16 protein-coding genes are annotated in these 19,387 nt (G+C 60.4%); 4 read left to right on the top strand and 12 right to left on the bottom strand.

What is annotated here, in order from left to right:
- Positions 1-205: 205 nt before the first annotated feature.
- Together ABD088_RS14800 and ABD088_RS14805 are read left to right on the top strand one after the other, a co-directional pair.
- Positions 206-3,502, top strand: a complete 3,297-nt coding sequence (locus tag ABD088_RS14800) for a helicase-related protein (protein ID WP_343902731.1) — start codon at positions 206-208, stop codon at positions 3,500-3,502.
- Positions 3,502-6,309 carry a class I SAM-dependent DNA methyltransferase gene (locus ABD088_RS14805; protein WP_343902732.1) on the top strand — a complete coding sequence of 936 codons (2,808 nt, stop codon included), beginning with the start codon at positions 3,502-3,504 and terminating at the stop codon, positions 6,307-6,309. The genes ABD088_RS14800 and ABD088_RS14805 overlap by 1 nt, the downstream gene beginning before the upstream one ends.
- A 289-nt stretch (positions 6,310-6,598) precedes the next feature.
- On the opposite strand, the gene ABD088_RS14810 is transcribed toward ABD088_RS14805, so the two are convergent.
- The 7 genes from ABD088_RS14810 to ABD088_RS14840 all read right to left on the bottom strand — a co-directional run bounded on the left by ABD088_RS14810 (position 6,599) and on the right by ABD088_RS14840 (position 13,308).
- Entirely contained in the window at positions 6,599-7,624 is a 1,026-nt protein-coding gene (locus ABD088_RS14810; RefSeq protein WP_343902733.1) for a DUF4862 family protein, read from the bottom strand.
- 40 nt (positions 7,625-7,664) lie between these two features.
- Positions 7,665-8,663, bottom strand: a complete 999-nt coding sequence (locus ABD088_RS14815) for a sugar kinase (RefSeq protein ID WP_343902734.1) — start codon at positions 8,661-8,663, stop codon at positions 7,665-7,667.
- A complete protein-coding gene (locus ABD088_RS14820) occupies positions 8,660-9,301 on the bottom strand; it encodes a bifunctional 4-hydroxy-2-oxoglutarate aldolase/2-dehydro-3-deoxy-phosphogluconate aldolase (protein WP_343902735.1) in 642 nt (213 codons plus the stop codon). The genes ABD088_RS14815 and ABD088_RS14820 overlap by 4 nt, the downstream gene beginning before the upstream one ends.
- Positions 9,302-9,373: 72 nt before the next feature.
- Positions 9,374-10,213, bottom strand: a complete 840-nt coding sequence (locus ABD088_RS14825) for a carbohydrate ABC transporter permease (RefSeq protein WP_343902736.1) — start codon at positions 10,211-10,213, stop codon at positions 9,374-9,376.
- A 13-nt stretch (positions 10,214-10,226) separates the two neighbouring features.
- Positions 10,227-11,183, bottom strand: coding sequence for a carbohydrate ABC transporter permease (locus ABD088_RS14830; RefSeq protein ID WP_343902737.1), 957 nt, complete (start codon positions 11,181-11,183; stop codon positions 10,227-10,229).
- 5 nt (positions 11,184-11,188) lie between these two features.
- Positions 11,189-12,457: an ABC transporter substrate-binding protein gene (locus ABD088_RS14835; RefSeq protein WP_343902738.1), complete on the bottom strand. Its 1,269-nt coding sequence runs from the start codon at positions 12,455-12,457 to the stop codon at positions 11,189-11,191.
- 47 nt (positions 12,458-12,504) lie between these two features.
- Positions 12,505-13,308 (bottom strand): IclR family transcriptional regulator, encoded by an 804-nt coding sequence (locus tag ABD088_RS14840; protein ID WP_343902739.1) that lies wholly within the window; start codon positions 13,306-13,308, stop codon positions 12,505-12,507.
- Between the two features lie 251 nt (positions 13,309-13,559).
- Here ABD088_RS14840 and ABD088_RS14845 point away from each other — a divergent pair, with 251 nt between their 5' ends.
- Positions 13,560-14,573 (top strand): mandelate racemase/muconate lactonizing enzyme family protein, encoded by a 1,014-nt coding sequence (locus ABD088_RS14845; protein WP_343902740.1) that lies wholly within the window; start codon positions 13,560-13,562, stop codon positions 14,571-14,573.
- A gap of 3 nt (positions 14,574-14,576) precedes the next feature.
- Complete coding sequence (locus ABD088_RS14850) at positions 14,577-15,488, top strand: dihydrodipicolinate synthase family protein (RefSeq protein ID WP_343902741.1); 912 nt, start codon at positions 14,577-14,579, stop codon at positions 15,486-15,488.
- Between the two features lie 19 nt (positions 15,489-15,507).
- Here ABD088_RS14850 and ABD088_RS14855 read toward each other — a convergent pair whose 3' ends face one another.
- From ABD088_RS14855 to ABD088_RS14875, 5 genes are all read right to left on the bottom strand, one after another.
- Positions 15,508-16,113, bottom strand: coding sequence for a recombinase family protein (locus ABD088_RS14855; RefSeq protein ID WP_343902742.1), 606 nt, complete (start codon positions 16,111-16,113; stop codon positions 15,508-15,510).
- 192 nt (positions 16,114-16,305) lie between these two features.
- On the bottom strand, positions 16,306-17,457 hold the full coding sequence (locus ABD088_RS14860; protein ID WP_343902743.1) for a low temperature requirement protein A: 1,152 nt from the start codon (positions 17,455-17,457) through the stop codon (positions 16,306-16,308).
- 67 nt (positions 17,458-17,524) lie between these two features.
- Positions 17,525-18,427, bottom strand: a complete 903-nt coding sequence (locus ABD088_RS14865) for an IS982 family transposase (protein WP_343902744.1) — start codon at positions 18,425-18,427, stop codon at positions 17,525-17,527.
- A gap of 71 nt (positions 18,428-18,498) precedes the next feature.
- Positions 18,499-18,810, bottom strand: coding sequence for a putative quinol monooxygenase (locus ABD088_RS14870; RefSeq protein ID WP_253878114.1), 312 nt, complete (start codon positions 18,808-18,810; stop codon positions 18,499-18,501).
- Complete coding sequence (locus ABD088_RS14875; RefSeq protein ID WP_343902745.1) at positions 18,807-19,364, bottom strand: type 1 glutamine amidotransferase domain-containing protein; 558 nt, start codon at positions 19,362-19,364, stop codon at positions 18,807-18,809. Before ABD088_RS14875 ends, ABD088_RS14870 begins: the two co-directional genes overlap by 4 nt.
- Positions 19,365-19,387: the final 23 nt, after the last annotated feature.

Below are 19,387 nucleotides of genomic sequence, written 5' to 3' on the forward strand. Positions count from 1 at the left end.
ATCGACGGGTTCGAGCCGCCGGACTTGGTAAGAGGGTAGCGGTGGCATGAGTCGATTTGGAGCTAGGCCCATGTCATTACCCGCTTAGGCCTCTTCGCTAGGATGACAAGGCAGCAGCTTTCCTGTCGTTGAGTGGATCTTTGGTCCCCGCGTGAATGCCTGGTGCGGGTAATGCATTCGGGATCAAATACAACTGGGGGAGAGCATGCCGAAGATTTTGGACAACGCCGAGGGGCGCACCCTCGGTGGCAGCTTGTTGGAAGCCTTTCCGGAACACCAGCGCCTCGATGTGGCGACCGGGTATTTCGACTTGCGGGGATGGGGTGCTTTCACCCCACTCGTTGATGCCAAGGCCAGTAATGCGAACCCGCAGAACCCGGTGGCCAGGATCCTGGTGGGCATGGTTGCCCCCTCGGACGCCGCAGCGATGCTCACCACGTTGCAGGAGCAGGTGGCGCGCCCCGATCCGCATGCAGGGCTGCACGATTTCGAAACGGCGGGCAAGCGGGCGGCGCATCTGGTGAGTCACTTGAGGGACCAGCTGATGCGGGGGCTCTCCACCACGGCGGGACAGGAAGCGCTCCGGGGACTCAAGCGCCAGCTTGCTGCCGGGCTGGTGCAGATCAAGGTCTACACAACACGGCCGCTGCACGGCAAGGCCTACATCCTGCACAACCCGGGGCACTTCGCATATCCGGTCATGGGCTACCTGGGTTCCTCGAACCTGACATCGGCCGGGCTGTTCCGGAACCTGGAGCTGAACATCGACGTCCTCGAACAAGACGCGGCACACAAGCTGGCTGACTGGTTTGCCACGCACTGGGACGACGAATACACCGTGGACGTCACCGAGCAGGTCATCGAGCTCATCGAGGAGTCGTGGGCCGACGAGAAGCAACCGACCCCGTTCGAGGTCTTCCTCAAGGTCTGCCACTCTATGTCCCAAGACGTGCTCGGCGGCTACGGCTACGTGCTGCCGCCCTCGATGCAGAACCTGTTGCTGGGCTACCAGGAAAGCGCGGTGCGGATCCTGGCCCGCCGAATCGTCCGCCGCGGCGGCACGATGCTCGGCGACGTCGTGGGCCTGGGCAAGACCCTCACCGCCGTGGCCACGGCAATGATGCTCCAAACCGCCGAGGACTACTCGACCCTGGTGCTATGCCCGAAGAACCTCGAGAAAATGTGGCAGGAGCATCTGGATGCCTATGACATCAACGGGCGGGTCATCCCGTACTCCACCGCGGCACGGGACCTGCCGGAACTGCGGCGCTTCAACCTCGTGATCTGCGACGAGTCACACAACATGCGCAACAACGCCCGCAAGGACTACGAGGCGATCCACACCTACGTGCGGGACAACGACTCCAAGGTCCTGCTGCTGACAGCCACCCCCTACAACCTCGCCTTCGAGGACGTCGCCAACCAGATCGCCCTGTACCTGGCGGAAGACGACGACCTGGGCATCGAGCCAACCGCCGCGATGGCCAAGGACACCAAACTCGTGGAAAAGGTCGACGGCAAGACCAACACGCTGGCAGCGTTCCGCCTTTCCGAGGAAGCAGAGGACTGGCGCCGGCTGATGAGCGACCACCTCGTGCGGCGCACCCGGTCCTTCATCAAACGCTCCGCCAAGAAACAGCAAGTGAAGAACGCGGAAGGGGAAACCGTCGAGCGCGAATACCTCCAGTTCTCCGACGGCACCCACTTCTTCTTCCCCACCCGCATCTCCAAACCGGTCAGCCACGCCTTCAGCGACGACGATCCGGCCCGGCTGATGGAGGACGACCAGACACTGGACGCGATCAAGTCACTGCTGCTGCCGCGCTACGTGTTGGCCTCCTATGATTCACCACGCAAACGCCACAGCACCGAGGACAAGGAAATCCTCGAGGACATCAAGAAAGGCCGCGGCAACGTGGCCGGATTCGTGCGCACCGGCCTGTTCAAGCGGCTTTCCTCCTCCGGCCATTCCTTCATCCAGTCCCTGCAGCGCCAACGCGCCCGCAACCAGCTCTTCCTGCATGCCATCGACAACAAGCTGCCCCTCCCGCTGGGCAACTTCACCCAAGCCCAGCTGGGTGCCACCGACGAAGACATCGAAGGCGGCGCCGGGATGTTCGGCAGCGGGGACACCCACTATGCGCACCTGCAAAAAACGCTGCCCACGTCCACGAAATGGATCAACTCCACCATCTTCAGCAGCGACCTGCACGCCGACCTCACCCAGGACAACGACATCCTGACCTGGCTGCTGGAACGCTTCGGGGAGTGGGACCCGGCCAAGGACTCCAAGATCAAAGCGGTCATCGACCTGCTGCGGACCGAGCACCCCGGGGAAAAGGTCCTGCTCTTCACCGAATACAAGGACACCGCCGAATACATTGCCACCACCCTCGCCGAGGCCGGCATCGACAACGTCGGGCTCGCCACGGGCGACACCGACAACCCAGGGGCGGTCGCCCGCAGGTTCTCGCCCGGCTCGAACAAGCTGCCCGGGGAGTCGGAGGAAACGCGGATCGATGACCCGATCGACGTGCTGATCGCCACCGATGTGCTCTCCGAGGGCCAGAACCTGCAGGATTCACACATCGTGATCAACTACGACCTGCCATGGGCGATCATCCGGCTGATCCAGCGTGCCGGGCGCGTGGACCGCATCGGCCAGAAATCCGACACCGTCCACGTCTACCTCGTCTCCCACGAAAAGGTCGAGGAACAGATCAGCCTGCGCATCCGGATCAAGGCGCGCCTTGAAAGCTCCGCCCAGGCCTTCGGATCGGACGAGCAGTTCTTCGGAACGGACAAGGAAATCAAGCTCCTCGGAGACTTCTACAACGGCCAACTCACCGAAGACGAGGCCGAGGAGGAAGAAGCAGACGCCGTCAGCGAGGCCTGGCTGGTCTGGTCCAATGCCCTGGAAAACCACTCCGAGGCGGCACGCCGCGTCATGGGCATGCCCGACATGGTCCATTCGACCCGCAACCGGTATGTGCACGAAACCCAGGGAGGGGTCGTCTGCTACGTCAACACCGTCTCCGGGATTGACGCTTTCGCGCTCTCGCGCGGCGGCAACGACGGGCTGCGTGAACGCGAACGGCTCATCACCCCCTATGAGGCCTTCAAGCTGTTCCGGGCCGAACCGGAAACCCCCACCGTGCCCCAGCGCGTGGACCACTACGAGCGGCTCGAGCACCTGGTTCACGGCCCGCTATCCAGTGATGGAATAGCCGCGGGGAACCTCAAGGGAGTCCGCAAACGGATCTGGGAACGCTTCGTGGGCACCTTGTTCCTGCGCGGAGCCGAGGACGCACTCAACGCCCTCCATGAACGACCACTGCAGCGCCAGGCGGAACTGCGCCTGCGCGCAGTGCTGCGCAACCGGGCCTCCGACGAGGACCTGGTCGAAACACTGAACCAGCTGCACGAGGACGACAAGCTCGTCATCAAGACCACGGAAAACGATCCGGCCAGGATCGTCTGCTCACTAGGAGTCCAGGACTAATGCCCACCAACCTCCTCGACCTCGTCGAGGCCCACCAGTACCAGGACCTTTTCCTCAAGCACCTGCGCTGGTCCAAACCCGACCTGAACCCGCTGTCCATAGACGTCGACGGGCAGACGCATACCGCCACCAACGTCTCGACCTACAGGGGCCTGCGGGTGTGGGTCACCCCACAGCTGCCGAACTCCGCCGCCCAGGCGGCCGTCGACCGGGCCATTGCCAAGCAGAGCGTTGACCGCATCGTCATCTTCCACAACGACACCAAGCAGGTCTGGCGGTGGCCATCACGCACCGCCAAGGGCGGATCCACCACCACCCGACTGACCTCCCACACCCACGTGGCGGGACGGGATAACCCGAAGCTGCTGGACCGGCTGAACCTGATCGCCCTCAAGCCCGGGGAAAACCTCGGAGCGACCGAGATCATCGAGCGGGTCAAGCAGGCCTTCGACGTGGAAACCGAACGCGAAACCAAGCGCGCCTCGAAACTCATGGCCGCCATGTATGACGCGCTGGAAAAGGTCGACACCCCGGAGCACGACATCTCCGTCACCCTCGCCCGCATCCTGTTCCTCATGTTCGGCGACGACACCGGCATGTGGGATAAGGACGTCTTCCAGGACTTCATCCTCGACCACACCCGCCCCGACGGCAGCAACCTCGCCGAACACCTCACCGAACTTTTTGCCTACCTCGACCACAAACCGGCCAAAGGTGCGCGCATCCCTGCCCATTTGCAGGGATTCAAATACGTCAACGGCGGCATCTTCAAGGAAAAGATCACCCTCGCACCCGTCGGCAAAAACCTTCGTGCTGCCATCCTTGACGCCTGCTCGACGGATTGGTCCGGAATCTCCCCGGCCATTTTCGGTTCAATGTTCCAATCCGTCCGGGACGCCGAGGTGCGACGCGAATTCGGGGAACACTACACCTCAGAACGGGACATCCTCCGAACGCTCAACCCACTCTTCCTCGATGAACTACGCACCGAATTCACAGACGGGGCCGCGGACACCACGAATGCCCGAAGACGCCTGAGGGAACTGAGGAACCGCCTCGGGCGCATCAAATTCCTGGACCCGGCCTGTGGATGCGGAAACTTCATCATCCTCGCCTACCGGGAACTCCGACTGCTAGAAATCGCTATCGTGGAAAAACTCCGCGAACTCGGCACTGGTGTACCGGCGATCACCAACGGCCAACTGAGCGTCGCACTCCGCGAAGCACGCCCCGCCAGGGAACCCGACAACGTCGACCGCATCGATGACCCCACGCCCGTCGTGGAACTCGACCACTTCTATGGGATCGAGATCGATGAATGGCCGGCCAAGATCGCCGAAACCGCCATGTTCCTCATGGAACGCCAATGCGACCTCCAATTGGAAGCGCGGCTTGCCTACACCCCGCAACGGCTACCCATAGCCCACCAGGCCACCATCATCACCAAAACAGCCGAGAACGCGTCGAATGGCAATGCCCTGCGTTTCGGTTGGGAGACGCTGTTCGAAGCAGACAACGACACTGTGGTTGCCGGAAACCCGCCCTACGTTGGACCATCCCTACGCACCGATGACCAGACCGTGGACCTCCAACTCGCTTGGGGCCGTGACTACGACGGCTACCTCGACTACGTCACCGGATGGCACGCCAAAACCATGAGCTTCCTCGAACCGGCTCCAGGCGCCAGATTCGCATTCGTCACCACCAACTCAATCTCCCAAGGCCAGCCAGTTCCCGCGCTTTTCGGGCCTCTATTCCAGAATGGATGGCGTATCCGCTTCGCCCACCGAACGTTCCCCTGGGAATCAGAAGCATCGGGGAAAGCGGCAGTCCACTGTGTGATCGTCGGATTCGACAAGAGCGACTCAACACCCCAGCTGTGGGACTACAACGAAGGCCGCGGCCCTATCATTCACCATGAAGTGACATTCATCAATGCCTACTTGGTCGACGGCCCCAACGTTCTTGTTCGCAAACGTACCAAGCCGATTACTAGCTCACTTCCGGAAGTAACTTACGGTTCCAAACCGGTCGATGGCGGCCATTTGGTCGTCAAGAAAGAGTCCTATGACGAGGTTGGTGCCGACCCGATAGCCGCCAAGTACTTACGCTCCTTCATTGGGGCCGATGAACTTATAGGAGGCAAGGAACGCTGGTGCCTCTGGCTCACCGACGCGACGGAGATGGACCTCCAAAACTCTCCGGTCCTACGGGAGCGCATTGCAAAAGTCCGGACTATGCGCCTCAAGAGCTCCAAGATTCCCACTCAAAAACAAGCATCAACACCACACCTCTTCACTGAGATACGCCAACCAAAAGACTCCTACCTGTGCATTCCGTCGCATTTCACTGAGAACCGCCTATATGCCACAGTCCAGCGGTTCGATGTTGAAGTGATTGCGAGCAACGCGAACTTCACAGCCCTAGATCCTGATGGCTTCCTGTTCTCGCTGATTTCCTCTTCTATGTTCTTGGTGTGGCAACGAATGGTGGGGGGGCGAATCAAGTCGGACTATCGTTTCTCCAACACGATTGTCTGGAACAACTTTCCTTTAGGGAACACCGTTCCTGAAGCGAGGAACTCCATAGTTGAGGCCGGAAAGGGTGTACTAGCTGTCCGCGCAAACCACCCGGGGACAGCACTTGAAGACCTTTATGATTCGAACAGAATGCCAAAGGATCTCCTGGATGCTCACCGAGTTCTCGACAAGCGGGTCGAGCATTACTTCGGTGTGAAAGAGAACGCCCGCGAACTCGATCGACAGAGACTACTGCTTGAGCGGTACGCAGAGCATGTAAAGGCCTAAAAAGCTACCAACTGACCTATGGCCCTCATCATTCCCCTCGTCCTTTTACAGGACGGAGTGGCTGCCATCTCGGCGTCTCATCATATGTTCGTTTGATGAGAGACGCAGTCGAGTGAAATAGCAGTAATAGAGAAGTTGCCAACTCCTGCGACGGCCCAAAGATTTTTGGTCCTTCGCTTGTGCGTGCCGTGTCTCAATATCCTGTTTCATTTGGTATTTCTCAACTTGGCAGTACTAGGTGGGTATTTGAGAATTCCACTGTCATTTTCTTGATCGAATCATGGTGCTGTCAGGGTCCGGGCTGTATGCCGAGGGCTTCGCATAGAGGCCCGAGCTGCGCGGCGGAGGCTATGGCATCGATTGAACCGCGAACGATTTCTGTTCTGTCCTGTGTTGTAAGGTTTGGCGCCCTGGGCGCGGCGACTTTGATCCCGAGGAAGTCCAGTGTGTTGGGGTCACAGTGAGAAAGGGCGAGGACGATTTCGTGTTGCGTCAGCAGTGAGCCACACGCCGCTTCCTCGAAGCGTTCGCCTAACCCTGGGACGGCAGCTGGGGGAAGATGGGCATCGGCCCATGCCGGGCCATAGTGCGTATCTTCAGGGGAACACCCAGAGAAGACGATGCCAGCGAGGACTCCTGCGCTGTGGGCATTCTCGATGTGGGTTAGGACAGCTGAAGTCTGCCGTGCCTCGATAACCGACCGCGCCCAGTTCACGCTCACACCGATGTTGGCACCTGTTTGCTCGTTGGCTTCGAGCACTGCTTGTATCTCGGTTTGCTGAGACAAAAACCCTTTTGCCGGTTGATGCCGGTCGCTAAACGCGTCACAATGTTCGATTACAAGGCGGGCTCCCATCCAGTCCCATGAGGACATCTCGCACAATGAGTCCACGAGTGCCGCTTTGCTGCCGGCATCGTAGGCATGCACGACTGACGGTGCAGAGTGTATTTGTACAGCTACGACGGCATTTCGTCCAAGCGCCGCGTTGATACGGCCGATCGCGAGTCTGGCGCGACGGCAGAAGTCCAATGCGGAAGCGCGCGATTGGGCGGACTTCGACGCCAAGCCGAAACGCGCATTCTCCTTCATCCTCCGGACTGTGCCTGGGATCAGGGTGACCACTATGTCCCACTTCTGCGGGATCTGCTTTAGCAGCCAGTCTTCATCTACGGAATGTAGGGACATATCAAACGGCAGTTCCACGCCTTTGATTTTTTCGTGACTGGCAATCCCCCTCCAGTATCCCGCTTCCTGGGTGGCATCCCATGGCTGTGATGAAGGAGCGGCGTTATAGGCGGAGACAATGTAATTCATCCTGTGCTGTTCTCGCATTCTCCGGTTTCATTCATGGGGACTACAGCCGTTGTGCGTCAAGTGGGACGATTTTTCGTATCAACGATTTGGCTTCCGAGACCGCGGGCAATCCGCATGTATCTCCGGGAGCGGCTATTACTGCACCGGCGGTACGGGATCCAAGCTCCACTGACAGTTTTCGGTTCGCACCGGAGAGCCGGCCAGCTATGTAGCCTCCCAGGAAGGCATCTCCGGCGCCAACAGTGTCTACGATGGCCTCAGCGAGAGGTCCTTGGTGTGCTAGCACGCCATCTTCATCGAGATACCAGCACCCCCTAGATCCTCCCTTGAGGACTGTTTCGCCCACCCCGGCTTGGTCGGCGGAGGCCAGCACCAAGGTTGGGTCCGAGGAATCAAAGAGTGCTTCAGACTCATCGTCCCCTAAGACTAGAAGGTCGGTCAGAGGAAGTACGCTGTGCAGCATTTGGAGAGTCTCATCGAGATTCCCCAGCCCCGGGCGTAGGTTGGCGTCCACAATCACAGCGATGTTCTTGTTTGCCGCTTCATGTGCAAGCTGTTCCAGCAGCCTGCGCGGGCCGCGGCCCAAAGCTGCGGTGAGCCCTGAGAGCAGTAGCGCCCGCGGCGTCGGCAGCTCCGAGAGCCGGTGGGCATCGGACTCTGTCATTTGAGATGCGGCTGACCCCTTCCTGTAGTAGGTCACCTTCCTGCTGCCGTCCATTGGGGTCTCCCGGAGGAAGATGCCGGAGGGGTTAACCGGGTCGACTGCGCAGAGGTTGGTTGAGATGCCCATGTTGCTCATCTCGCTGAGGATCCTGCGACCGGGAGGGTCATCGCCAACACGGGTCAGCAGTGCGGTGTTCCCCCCGAACCGTGCCACAGCTGCGCAGGTATTAAACTCGGCACCGGCGACATGTACTTCTAGCGCTTCGGCGCTGGATAGTTCTTGTGGTGGCGGAGCCTGTAGGAGCAACATCGCTTCGCCTACACCAACCACATCGAGGGTTTGGCCTAGCGGGCGGACATGCGGGGCCCAGGTCATTGATCGGCATCCCGGTGTAGCACGCCTTCGGCCCAAGCTCTTTGGTAGTCCTTGGCGCGGGCAGCGAGGGCTTCCCAATCCCGGGTTTCCAACGTGTGCTGCGAGACGAGGTTGCTACCGACCCCAACTCCCCAACATCCCGCCGCTGCATAGCTGGCGGCGTCATCAACACTGACTCCACCGGTGGGGGAAAGCCGGATTTCGGGCAGGGGGCCCTTGAGCGACTTGACGTAGGAGACTTTGCCCAGCGAATCGGCCGGAAAGATCTTTACGCTGGCGGCACCCTGCTGCCAAGCGGAATCGATCTCGGTCGGTGACATCGCCCCGCAAACCACGGGTGTCCCGGCTTCGGTGGAGACTTTCAATATGGCATCCTGCGTAGTCGGGGTAACCAGGAATTGGGCTCCGGCCTCTATAGCCTGCTTGGCATCCGCCAGGGTACGAATGCTGCCCACGCCTACGCTGGCACCACCGAAATCCAGCCAGCGGGCGATTGTCTCCAAGCACTGCGGAGTCCCAAGTGTGATTTCTATCAGTCTGATACCTCCTTCGACCAGAGCGCCAAAGACCTGGTCAGGAACGGGATGGTTGGTGCGAATGATGGCGATGGGGCCGGGGCTGACGCTAAGGCGTTCCAACGGTCCTCCTTATAATTTCAGGACGATTCATGCGGGGTTGGGGCGTCTGTGATCTGGCGTCGCGGGTGGAACTCAGCCCTTGACTGACCCTGCCGTCATTCCTCGGGCCAGGAACGGTTCGAGGAAGATGAACAGGATTACCATCGGGATTGTGGACATCAGTCCCACTGCCATCAGCCCCGACCAGTCGACACTGAATTCCCCAATGAACGATGCGATTCCGACGGTAATGGTCCAGCCATCGGGGTTGGACATCAATGTGCGGGCGAACAGGAAGTCTCCCCAGGTGAGGATGGACGCGTAGGTGAAGGTTGCAGCAAGGCCGGGCAACAGTACGGGCAACACCACGTGCCAAAGGGCACGTAGACGTGAGCATCCATCTATCATCGCGGCCTGTTCAATCTCCACCGGCACGCTGTCGATGAATCCCCTCATGAGCCAGGTCGTGAACGGCACTGTGGCTGCGACATTGACGAGTACCACGGACCAGAGATTGTTGGACAACCCGATTGAGGAAAACAAGACGAAGATTGGGATGATCAGCAACGTACCGGGAAGCATTCGGCTGAAGAGCAATGTAAAGCCCATCGCTTGTTGGCCGCGCGAACGGAAGCGCGAGAGACTATAGCCTCCAAGTACGCTCACGATGGTGGAGATGATCGCCGCGCCTACAGTGGAGAGAGCCGAGTTTCCCAGCCAAGTCAGGATGGGACGGCCTTGGATCACGCTGGCGTACGCATCTAGTGATGCAGTATCTAAGGGGGGTAGCAAGGGCGGGTTCTCCGTCAGGAGTGTTCTGGAGGGCACTATGGAGGTCATGACCATCCAATAGAGGGGAAAAAGCAGAATGGCGGCCGTCACCAGTGCGATAGCCAGGAATCCGATCTGGCGGCGCTTTGATACTTCTCTCATCGGAGATACCTTTCTAGTCGGTTTGGCGAATGAACCGTTGCGCTGCGAGAAGAACTGATCCTGCAATTGCCATGGTTATGACACCGAGTGCGGCAGCGAGACCCAGTTCGAAGAATTGGAATGCTTCGTTGTAGATGCGGATAGCCAATGTTTGTGTGGCCTCGTTTGGGCCGCCGCCTGTGAGCGGGAAGATGAAATCGAATTCTCGAAAAATTCCAATTCCGGTGATGACGATTGCGAGGGAAGAAGCGGTACGGACCGCTGGCCAGGTGACGTGCTGGAATTGTTTCCAAGTGCCGGCTCCGTCCAACTGCGCTGCTTCGTATTGTTCTCCGGGGATTGCCTGCAGGGCAGCCAGGAGGACAAGGGTGAAGAATGGGTAGTACTTCCAGATCGTGGGAACGATGACAGCAAACATTGCTGTATCTGCGTCGGCCAGCCAGGCAATGTTTTCGTCTATGAGGCCCACGGTGCGCAATAGATAGTTGACCACGCCGTAGGAGGCGTCGAACATCCACACGAACGCGGCGCTGACAGCAACGCCGGGAACTGCCCAGGGGATCAGGACCAGGGGACGAAAAATCCGTCGGCCTGGAAACTTCTGGTTCAGCAATAGGGCCAGAAGCAATCCAAGGAAGAACGCTGGTGCCAGTACACCCAATGTATATACTGCTGACCGCCAGATATCGGCCAACAGCCCGGAATCAGTGAGCACGGCAACGTAGTTTCCCCAGGACAGCGGCAGGTCCGTTACCCCTGCAAGGCTCCTTACATTGCCGCCGCGAAGACTGAGGTCGATGGCAATGTAGAACGGATAGGCCATCAACAGACCCACCACAACCAAAGTCGGGGACAGCATCACATACGCGAACCGCCGGTCCCTCTTCCGTGCTGTGTTCTTTGTTGGGCTTCTTTTTGGTGGTGGCTTCTGTTCTATTTGTTCCGTGGCGTCAGGAAGTATGGTGGTCACTGGACTCATTTGCTGCTGCCCACGGATTTCTCGAGCTCCGCCTGAAGGTCGGCAGCGATCGATTCCGTGGAATCCTCGGAGGAGATGAGACGCACCGCTGCCTGCGATACTGCTTGGCTGATTCGACTGAACGACTCACGGTGTTCCGGAGCGGTTGGAAAAATGGTGTTTGCTTCTTCGGCAATTTCTTGAAAGAGCTCGAGGTCGGGGTTGTCCTCCAACGCTTTCGCCGAGATCGACCCCTCTCGAGGAGCCGGTACGCTGGCGAGCTCGGAGTAGCGTTCCTGCCAGTCGGGGCTGGCAGCGAGTTCGATGAACCCCCACGCCGCATCTTCTTCGGCCTCATCCAGCCCCGCTGGAAGGTGGATGCTGTTACTCACCCCGCCGGGAACGTTTTCGAAAGGTGGAGCGGCAATCTTCAGGTTATCCGCCACTCCTTCTGCTGCGCCCTCAAGCTCGGACTTGAAGAAGGGGCCATCCAGGAGCATTGCGATGTTTCCATTGAGGAACAGCTCATTGCGCTGTTGGGATTGCATTCCTGCAGGGGCTTCTTCCAGCACCTCGCGGTACTGGTTCATTGCCTCGATAAATTCCGGGGAATCCACTTGAAAGTTTCCCTGGTCGTCGCTGAGTGCTCCGCCGTTTCCTACAACAAATGCCATCAGTTCCGTATAGTTGTCCGGACTCTGCTGGGTGGTGGCTCCGAAGCCGAAGTTTCCGTTCCCGGTTACGGCCTGCGCTGCCGACGCCAACTCCTCGGGCGATGTGGGGACCTTTACGCCCGCATCGTCCAAGAGTTTTTCGTTGTAATAGAGCGTGTATCCATACCCCAACAGCAAGACTCCATAAGGCTGCCCGTCCCAGTCCATTTCCTCCTGAAGTGGCGTCCAGGTCTCAGGGATGTCGGTCTTGGAGAGCCTGTCGGATAGCGGCTCCAGCCAGCCGCGGCTTGCGAATTCGGTGGCGTTTCGGGCCGGCAATTGAACGATTTCCGGCTGATCGTTGGCCGCGAAACGCGTAGTCATTTGGTCTACGTAGCTTCCAAACGGAAGCTGGTAAAAATCAATAGATACGTCAGGGTTCTCTTTTTCGTAGGCGGCGATCACTTCCTTCCACCAGGGGCCGAAGGCTGGATCCTCCGCTTGCCAGCTCGGAAACTCCAACTCAATCCCGTTGGCCTCGGCGTCTCCAGATCCGCCACCGCATGCCGTGAGCAGTAGCCCCGAGGCAGTGACGGCCGCAACCAAGGGGAGCTTGAAATGCTTACTCATCATCGAACAAGTCCTTCGTCGTAGGTGTCCGACGGTTTCACGCGGGAAGGCTATGCCCCGCTAACCGTCGCGTTCTCTTGGTCAGAAGCTGGGCCCATGTAGCCCAGGCCACTGCTTATCGAATCGGCGACTTCAATGGCGATTCGAGAGATCTCCGATTCCCTGTTTGGCAAGTCGAGAGCCGATAGGGGGCCTGATATCGAAATGGCTGCAGCTACCGAACCGTTCTGGTCAAAGATTGGTGCCGCCAAGCACGTCCTGCCCAAAGCGAGTTCCTCGCGCTCGGTCGAATACCCCGTTTCGGCAATCAGGTTGATTGCTTCGTCGAGTTCTTCGTGGGTCGTCAGGGTGTTGGGAGTGAAGCGCCGCAATTCGGGAAGAAGCGCGCGTCGCTGTCCACTGTTTAGCCCCACCAGTAGGCACTTCCCCATGGCAGTGGCGTGCAAAGGGTTGCGCTGCCCCATCAAGCTGAAAAACTTCGGGGAAAGTCTGCCCTCGAAATTGCATAGGTAGAACAATTCGTCGCCACGCAGGATTGCGACGTTGGCACCGAGCCCAAGAGTTGCTGCCAGATTTTGTGCGGGTTGCCGAGCATAGCGGTGGACCGGGTGGGCATTTAGTGCCGCACCGGCGAAGGAAAGCAAAGTCATGCCCAGCTCATAGAGGCCGGTGTCGGGGTTACGCTCGACATACCCCAGATGTTCCAGCGCCGATAGCATGCGCGAGGTTGTCGACTGGCCGATTCCGGCACTTTGCGAAATCTCGGAAACCCGCATGGGGCGCCCTTTGGACAGGGCATTCAAAACGGCGTCGGCGCGGTCGAGGCTCTGATTATTTGTTAGTTCGTTAGTCATGAGCTCACTCTCGCATATCGACATTCCACTAGTGGACTTAAGATGCCTGTAGTGGATACGCTAATCCATGTAGCGGATGATCACAACCATTAATTGGATGGAATATGCGGATCGTAGGTATTGAGACCTTTTCTTTGCGGGTGCGCTCTTCCGAGGCGTACCTTGGACGGCTCCCCGATGGCACGACTCCACCGGCTGAGTATCATGTGCGAAGCCCCTGGCGAAGCCTCTATTCGGAGCACTTTGAAACCGTGATCGTTAAGATCACCGCCGAGGATGGGACGGCCGGCTGGGGAGAAGCCCTGGCCCCTGTAGCTCCCGAGGTGCCAGCTGCCATCATCGATCTGTTGCTGGGTCCTCTTCTGAAGGGGGCCGACGCGACGACCCCGCGTCCCAATTGGAGCATGCTGAGTCAGCTCATGCGGGAGAGGGGGCACTTGGTGGGGCACCAGGCCGACGCCTTGGCCGCCGTCGACATCGCCCTTTGGGATTTGGCGGGGAAATTGGCCAACCGGTCCATTGCCGCCCTTCTCGGCGGAGCTTTCAGATCATTCATTCCAACTTATGTTTCTGGTTTGCCACGACCGGACAACAGCCAGCGCGCGGAACTGGCCGTCGAGTGGCAGCAGCAGGGTGCCACTGCGGTGAAACTTCATCTCGGACACGGCGTCGATAGCGACCTTGAAACTGTCGATGCCATCCGTCAGGCTGCCCCCGGTCTCCGAATCGCCGTCGATGCGCACTGGGCCTACTCCTTGTCCGATGCGCTCCGCCTTTCAGGCGAACTGGCCGATCGCAGAGCCTGGTTCCTGGAAGCACCTTTGGCGCCGGAAGATGAGGAAGGGCATGCCGAGCTCCGCGCACGGAGCCGGATTCCAATTGCGGTCGGCGAGACCCTGCGCAACCGTTATCAGTTCTCACGCTGGCTTCGGAACCGCACGCTGGACATCGCGCAGCCAGATGTTGGTCGCACCGGTATTACCGAAGCCATGGTTATCAGTGAATTATCGGCTGCGCAGCATGTTCCCGTAGCACCACACCATTCGGTAGGGCTTGGAATCGTCTTGGCTGCGGGGCTACATGTGAGTGCGGCGATACAAGATTTCCTCGTCTTCGAATACCAGCCAACGTCAACAAAAGTCGGAGAGGCAGTCCTGCATCGACCTCTGGACACCATGTCCAACGGATTCAACCTTCCCTCGGGACCGGGACTGGGCATCGAAGTAGACGAAACCAAGATCAGAAGCCTCGCAAAGGAGTCCTAACCAATGACACATACAATCCGTGGACTTGTTCCAATCCTTGCCACACCCTTTACCTCGGAAGGACAGCTCGATATCCCCAGCCTTCGTCGACTTGCGACCTTCACTGTCGAGTCTGGAGCCAGTGGTGTAGCCGTATCCGGCATGGCGAGCGAGGCCTTTGCACTCACCGCCGGAGAACGGGAAAAGGTCCTGAGGACTGTAGTAGAGGTAGTCGATGGGGCCTGCCCCGTTGTATGCGGCATCAATGCCACTTCCACCGTGACCGCGATCGAGCAGGCCCAAGAAGCGGCAGAAGCAGGAGCATCCTGCCTCATGGTCTTGCCTCCCTACATGGTGAAACCCACTGCAGCACAGATCCTTGAATTCTATGCTGACGTAGCAGCGTCCACCCCTGCCGAGATCATGATTCAAGACGCCCCTGGCCCGACAGGTGTGCAGATGTCGGTTCAAACGATCACTGAATTGAGCAAGATACCCGGCGTCACTTCCGTCAAGGTTGAAGCTCCACCGACAGCGGAGAAAGTCACCGCAGTGGTTCAAGCCTCAGCGAGTGAAGAGTTCGCTGTACTCGGGGGAAACAATGCGCAGCTCTGCCTTGAGGAATATGCAGGGGGCGCCATTGGCACCATGCCCGCATGCGAATTCACGGATCTCCTGGCGCCCATTCTCGAGAGCTGGCATGCGGGAGAGGAGAGGTCGGCACGGCGGGACTTCGCAGCGCTCATGCCGCTACTGCTGTTCGGTGTGCAACCCGGGCTCGCGTGGGCGGTGCACAAGGAAATCCTGGTTAAACGCGGAATCATTGCGACCTCGACCGTCCGCAGCCCGGCAGGTCCTCTCCAAGCCACTACCCGAACGGCACTACTTAGCATGATCGAGAATCTGGACTGTGAGATGCCTGCATTCAGGCCCTAGTTCTGGGCCAATACGTTTCTCATTCTTGCGTTGTCAGCCACGCTTTTGCATCGAGATCGGCGATCCTGCGGTACAGCGTGGCCCGGGACATACCCAGATCGCGGGCGACTTCGATGGCTGGTTGGCCGGCGTCGATCAGGCGGCGTGCATTTTCGACCTGCCTATCAGTGAAGGTGGGGCGGCGGCCGCCGAGGTCGCGGCCGGCGGCGCGGCGTTTGGCGACAGAGTCGGTGATGCGTTCGCGTTTGATCTCCAGTTCCATCTGGGCCAACGCGGCGGTGAGGGTGAAGAGCATGGAACCCATGGGGGTGCCGGTGTCCACGTCGCCTCCACCGAGGTTCAACACCCGCAGGTTCACGCCCTGCGCTTTGAGGTGTTCGGCGAGGGTGAGCATGTTGGTGGTGGAACGCCCGAGCCGGTCCAGGGTGGTGATCACCAGGGTGTCGCCGGCATGCAGTGCATCCAGTGCCCGGTCCAGGGCCGGCCGAGCGGCACGGGCACCGCTGACTCCGCGGTCAGCATAGAGGTCATCGCGGCGGACACCTGCTGCCAGCAAGTCGGTGGTTTGGCGGTCGGTGTCCTGTCCTCGGGTGGAGACCCGTGCGTATCCGATGAGTTTTCCCATTCGAGTCCCTGAATCTGTCTCGCAACATTGGTTTGGCACCTGTTCTCAGGTGATTACTTGCGAGACATGGTAGCAGGACTGCTGATTCTGCGGATTGCCGCGGGCGGGGGAGTGTCTCGACCTGGCGTCTTGCATCCCATGGGTTGTGAGACGGTCGCGCCGGTCCCTGCGGCTCTCATTGTCGGCGTGTGTTTACGTCGGTCTGGGGTTCAACCACGGCTTATGCCGGTGTCGAGCCTCCCATCCGATGCGGGCCGCACCGATGCCCATTAGCGCGGTGAGGGTGAGCCAAGCCGGGGTGAGCAGGGCGGGATCGATGAGGGCAGCCGAGGCGGCGGCGGCGACGAGTCGATCGGCGGCTATCCGGTGGTGGTCGCGCCAGCGGTAGGCGACGTCGCCGGCGTAGGCGAGGGCCACTCCACCGGCCAGGGCGATAGCGGGCAGCAGGTGGAGCGGGTCGAGGATCCTGTCGATGGCCAGATGAACTCCGAGTGCGAAGAACACGATGCCGGCAACGATGAGCAGATGCAGGTAGCTGTAGGCGTCGCGGGCCAGCCGGTTCCGCTCTGGCCCGCGGGTGGACATCAGACGTGCCTGGGCAGCGTCGGTGAGGCCGAAGTAGGACCACCAGAGCTCGCCGGCGATGAGCAATGCCAGGACCACCGCTGTGAGTACGCCCGGTTGGCTTAGGTGTAGGTTAGCGCCGGTCCCGACCTGGACGAGGGTCTCGCCTAGGGCGATGATGATGATCAAGCCGTGCCGGTCGACGAAGTAGCGGGGTAGCACGCGGAGTCCCCCGACTCCGACGACCAGCGGGCCACCGAGGTCGACCAGGGCGGCGAGGATCCATACCAGCTCCCTGTACGGCGCGCTGAGGAACGCGGCGATCAGGACGAGGCAGGGTCCGGCCAGCAGGCTGGGCGCGAGGTGGATTGCCGTTGATCGCTGTTCGCGACTGTGCCAGGTCTCGAGTGCCAGGAGCACAAGATGCACGAGCCGAACACACAGGAAGGCCACCGCGAAGAGCAGGGCCCGATCGCCGAACGCATCGGGTAGCGCGATGGCGGCGACCAGCATCGCCGCCATAGCGGCCAGGGTCAGGATCCGTGTTGTCATCCCGGCATCGGCGGTGGTGTTGGTCAGCCAAGCAAAGCAGACCCAGGCCCACCACACCGCGGTCAACGCCAACGCGCCTCGTCCGAGTCCCAGCCACGTGCCCTCGGCAAGCATCAACTGGGTGACCTGGGACATCGCGAACACGAAGACCAAGTCGAAGAACAGCTCGAGAGGGTCCGTGGTCCGGTCGTCGGTCTCGGTGCCCGGCTCGGAGGCATTCACATCCATTGGTGCCTCCTAAGGGATCGGACGACGCACAGCGGCGGTGGCCCTCTAGATGAGTGAGTCCGATTGGTTAGTGGTCGTAGGCGATGAGGGATCGTTTGGTGGTGGCTCCGGTTTTCCAGTTGTGCCAGATCGCGGTGGCCAGGGCCAGGAGGCGGGCGGCGATGCGGGCGAGGAGTCCGGCCAGGGTGCGTGCGCCGTGGGTTTCGAGGGCGAGTTGTCCTTTGAGGGTGTCGAAGATCGCTTCGATCCACTGCCGGTAGCGGGCGACCTTGCCGAACCTGGGTTTCTCGTCCTTGCGGTCGGGACGGATCAGGTGCGCGCCGAGCTCATCGGTGATGAAGGTCTCGAAGTCCGCGCCGGCGAAACCCTTGTCGCCGATGATGACCTGTCCGGCACGGATGAGGTGGTGGTCGCGTTCCAGGAGTGCTTGGGTGACCTCGCATTCACCGAGCTTGGCCCCCGCCAGTCCCCAGATGATCGGCATCCCCTCGGCGGTGGCGATCAGGTACAGGCGCATGCCCCAGAAGAACCGGGAGTGGGAGGCGCAGTAGCCGTAGGCAGCGTGGCCGGCCAGGTCCGAGCGTTTGACCTTCTCCCGGGAAGTCCCGCAGGGGATGGGGGTGGAGTCCACCGGCCGCAACAAGTCGTGCCAGGAATCCACATCGCGGACCAACTCGGTGATCACCGCCGAGATCAGCCCGGACTGGGCCCGTAGCCGCTTGCCGTAGCCGGATTGGTCCAGCAGGTTGGGAAACATGCCGTGGAAGTGGGCGCGCACGTAGCGGATCCAGCGCCGGTCAGAGGCGACCTGGAGCAGCTGCTGGGCCACCACCAGGCAAACCAGCTCGGCATCACTGAGCGTGGGCTTGGCCCCGGGCCGGTGAGCCCGCGACCACCCCAGAACAGGGAAGACGCGATCTTCCAAGTCAACGTAGAGTGCGGCCAAGAGGGTGTTGAGGTCGGTTTTCACACACAGGGCTTAACACCCTCCGCCACCGGTTCACAGCCCCCACGCCGCCCACACCAATCGGACTCACTCATCTAGTCGTTCTCGCCGGGCAGTTTGTACGCGAGCACGTCGATGTTCTGGATGCTCGGTTCCGCGCTGAACAACTCTGCTGCCTGTGCGGTGAGTGCCTGGCCGACGCCCCCCGACAGGTGGGTCTGGCGGGCGTCGTCGTCGGGGAACACGTCGAAGATCCCGAAGGTCGACTCATCGAGCTGAAGAGCGAACCAGGCCCTCGTATCCTGCTCCTGCTCGACAATGGAGCGCGCGTCGCGCAGAAAGTCCGCGACGTCCTTCTCCTTGCCGGGCTTGGCCTGAACGATCACTGAAAGCGCAACCTTGATCATGATGTCTCACCGGCCTGGCTGAACAGTTCCACGATCGCGGAGTTGAAGGCCGGGAGGTCGTCGGGTGAGCGGCTGGTGACCAGGTTCCCGTCACGTGCCACCTCTTCGTCCACGACGTTCGCGCCGGCATTGCGCAGGTCGGTGCGGATGCTCGGGTAGGAGGTCAGTGTCCGGCCCGCCGCGACGCCAGCCTCGATCAGCGTCCAGGGTCCGTGGCAGATCGAGGCGACTGGCTTGCCGGCCCCCATGAAATCGCGGACGAAGCCGACCGCGTCGGGGTCCACTCGCAGCTGGTCGGGGTTCACCGTGCCGCCGGGGAGCAACAAGGCGTCGTAGTCGTCGATGGAGGCCGATTTCACCAGGGCATCGACCGAAAACGTTCCGGCCGCATCCAGGTCGTTGTTGCGGGCCTGGATCTCGCCCTCGTGCAGTGACAGCAGCTCGGTCGTGGCCCCGGCATCCTGCAGCGCCTGTCTTGGCTGTTCCAGCTCCACGCGCTCCACGCCGTCCGCCGCCAGGATCGCGACCCGCTTGCCGTTCAATTCGCCTGCCATGTTCTGCTCCGTTCTGTGATTGG

The sequence above is a fragment of the Arthrobacter rhombi genome (assembly GCF_039526245.1).
Classification (GTDB): Bacteria; Actinomycetota; Actinomycetes; order Actinomycetales; family Micrococcaceae; genus Arthrobacter_H; species Arthrobacter_H rhombi.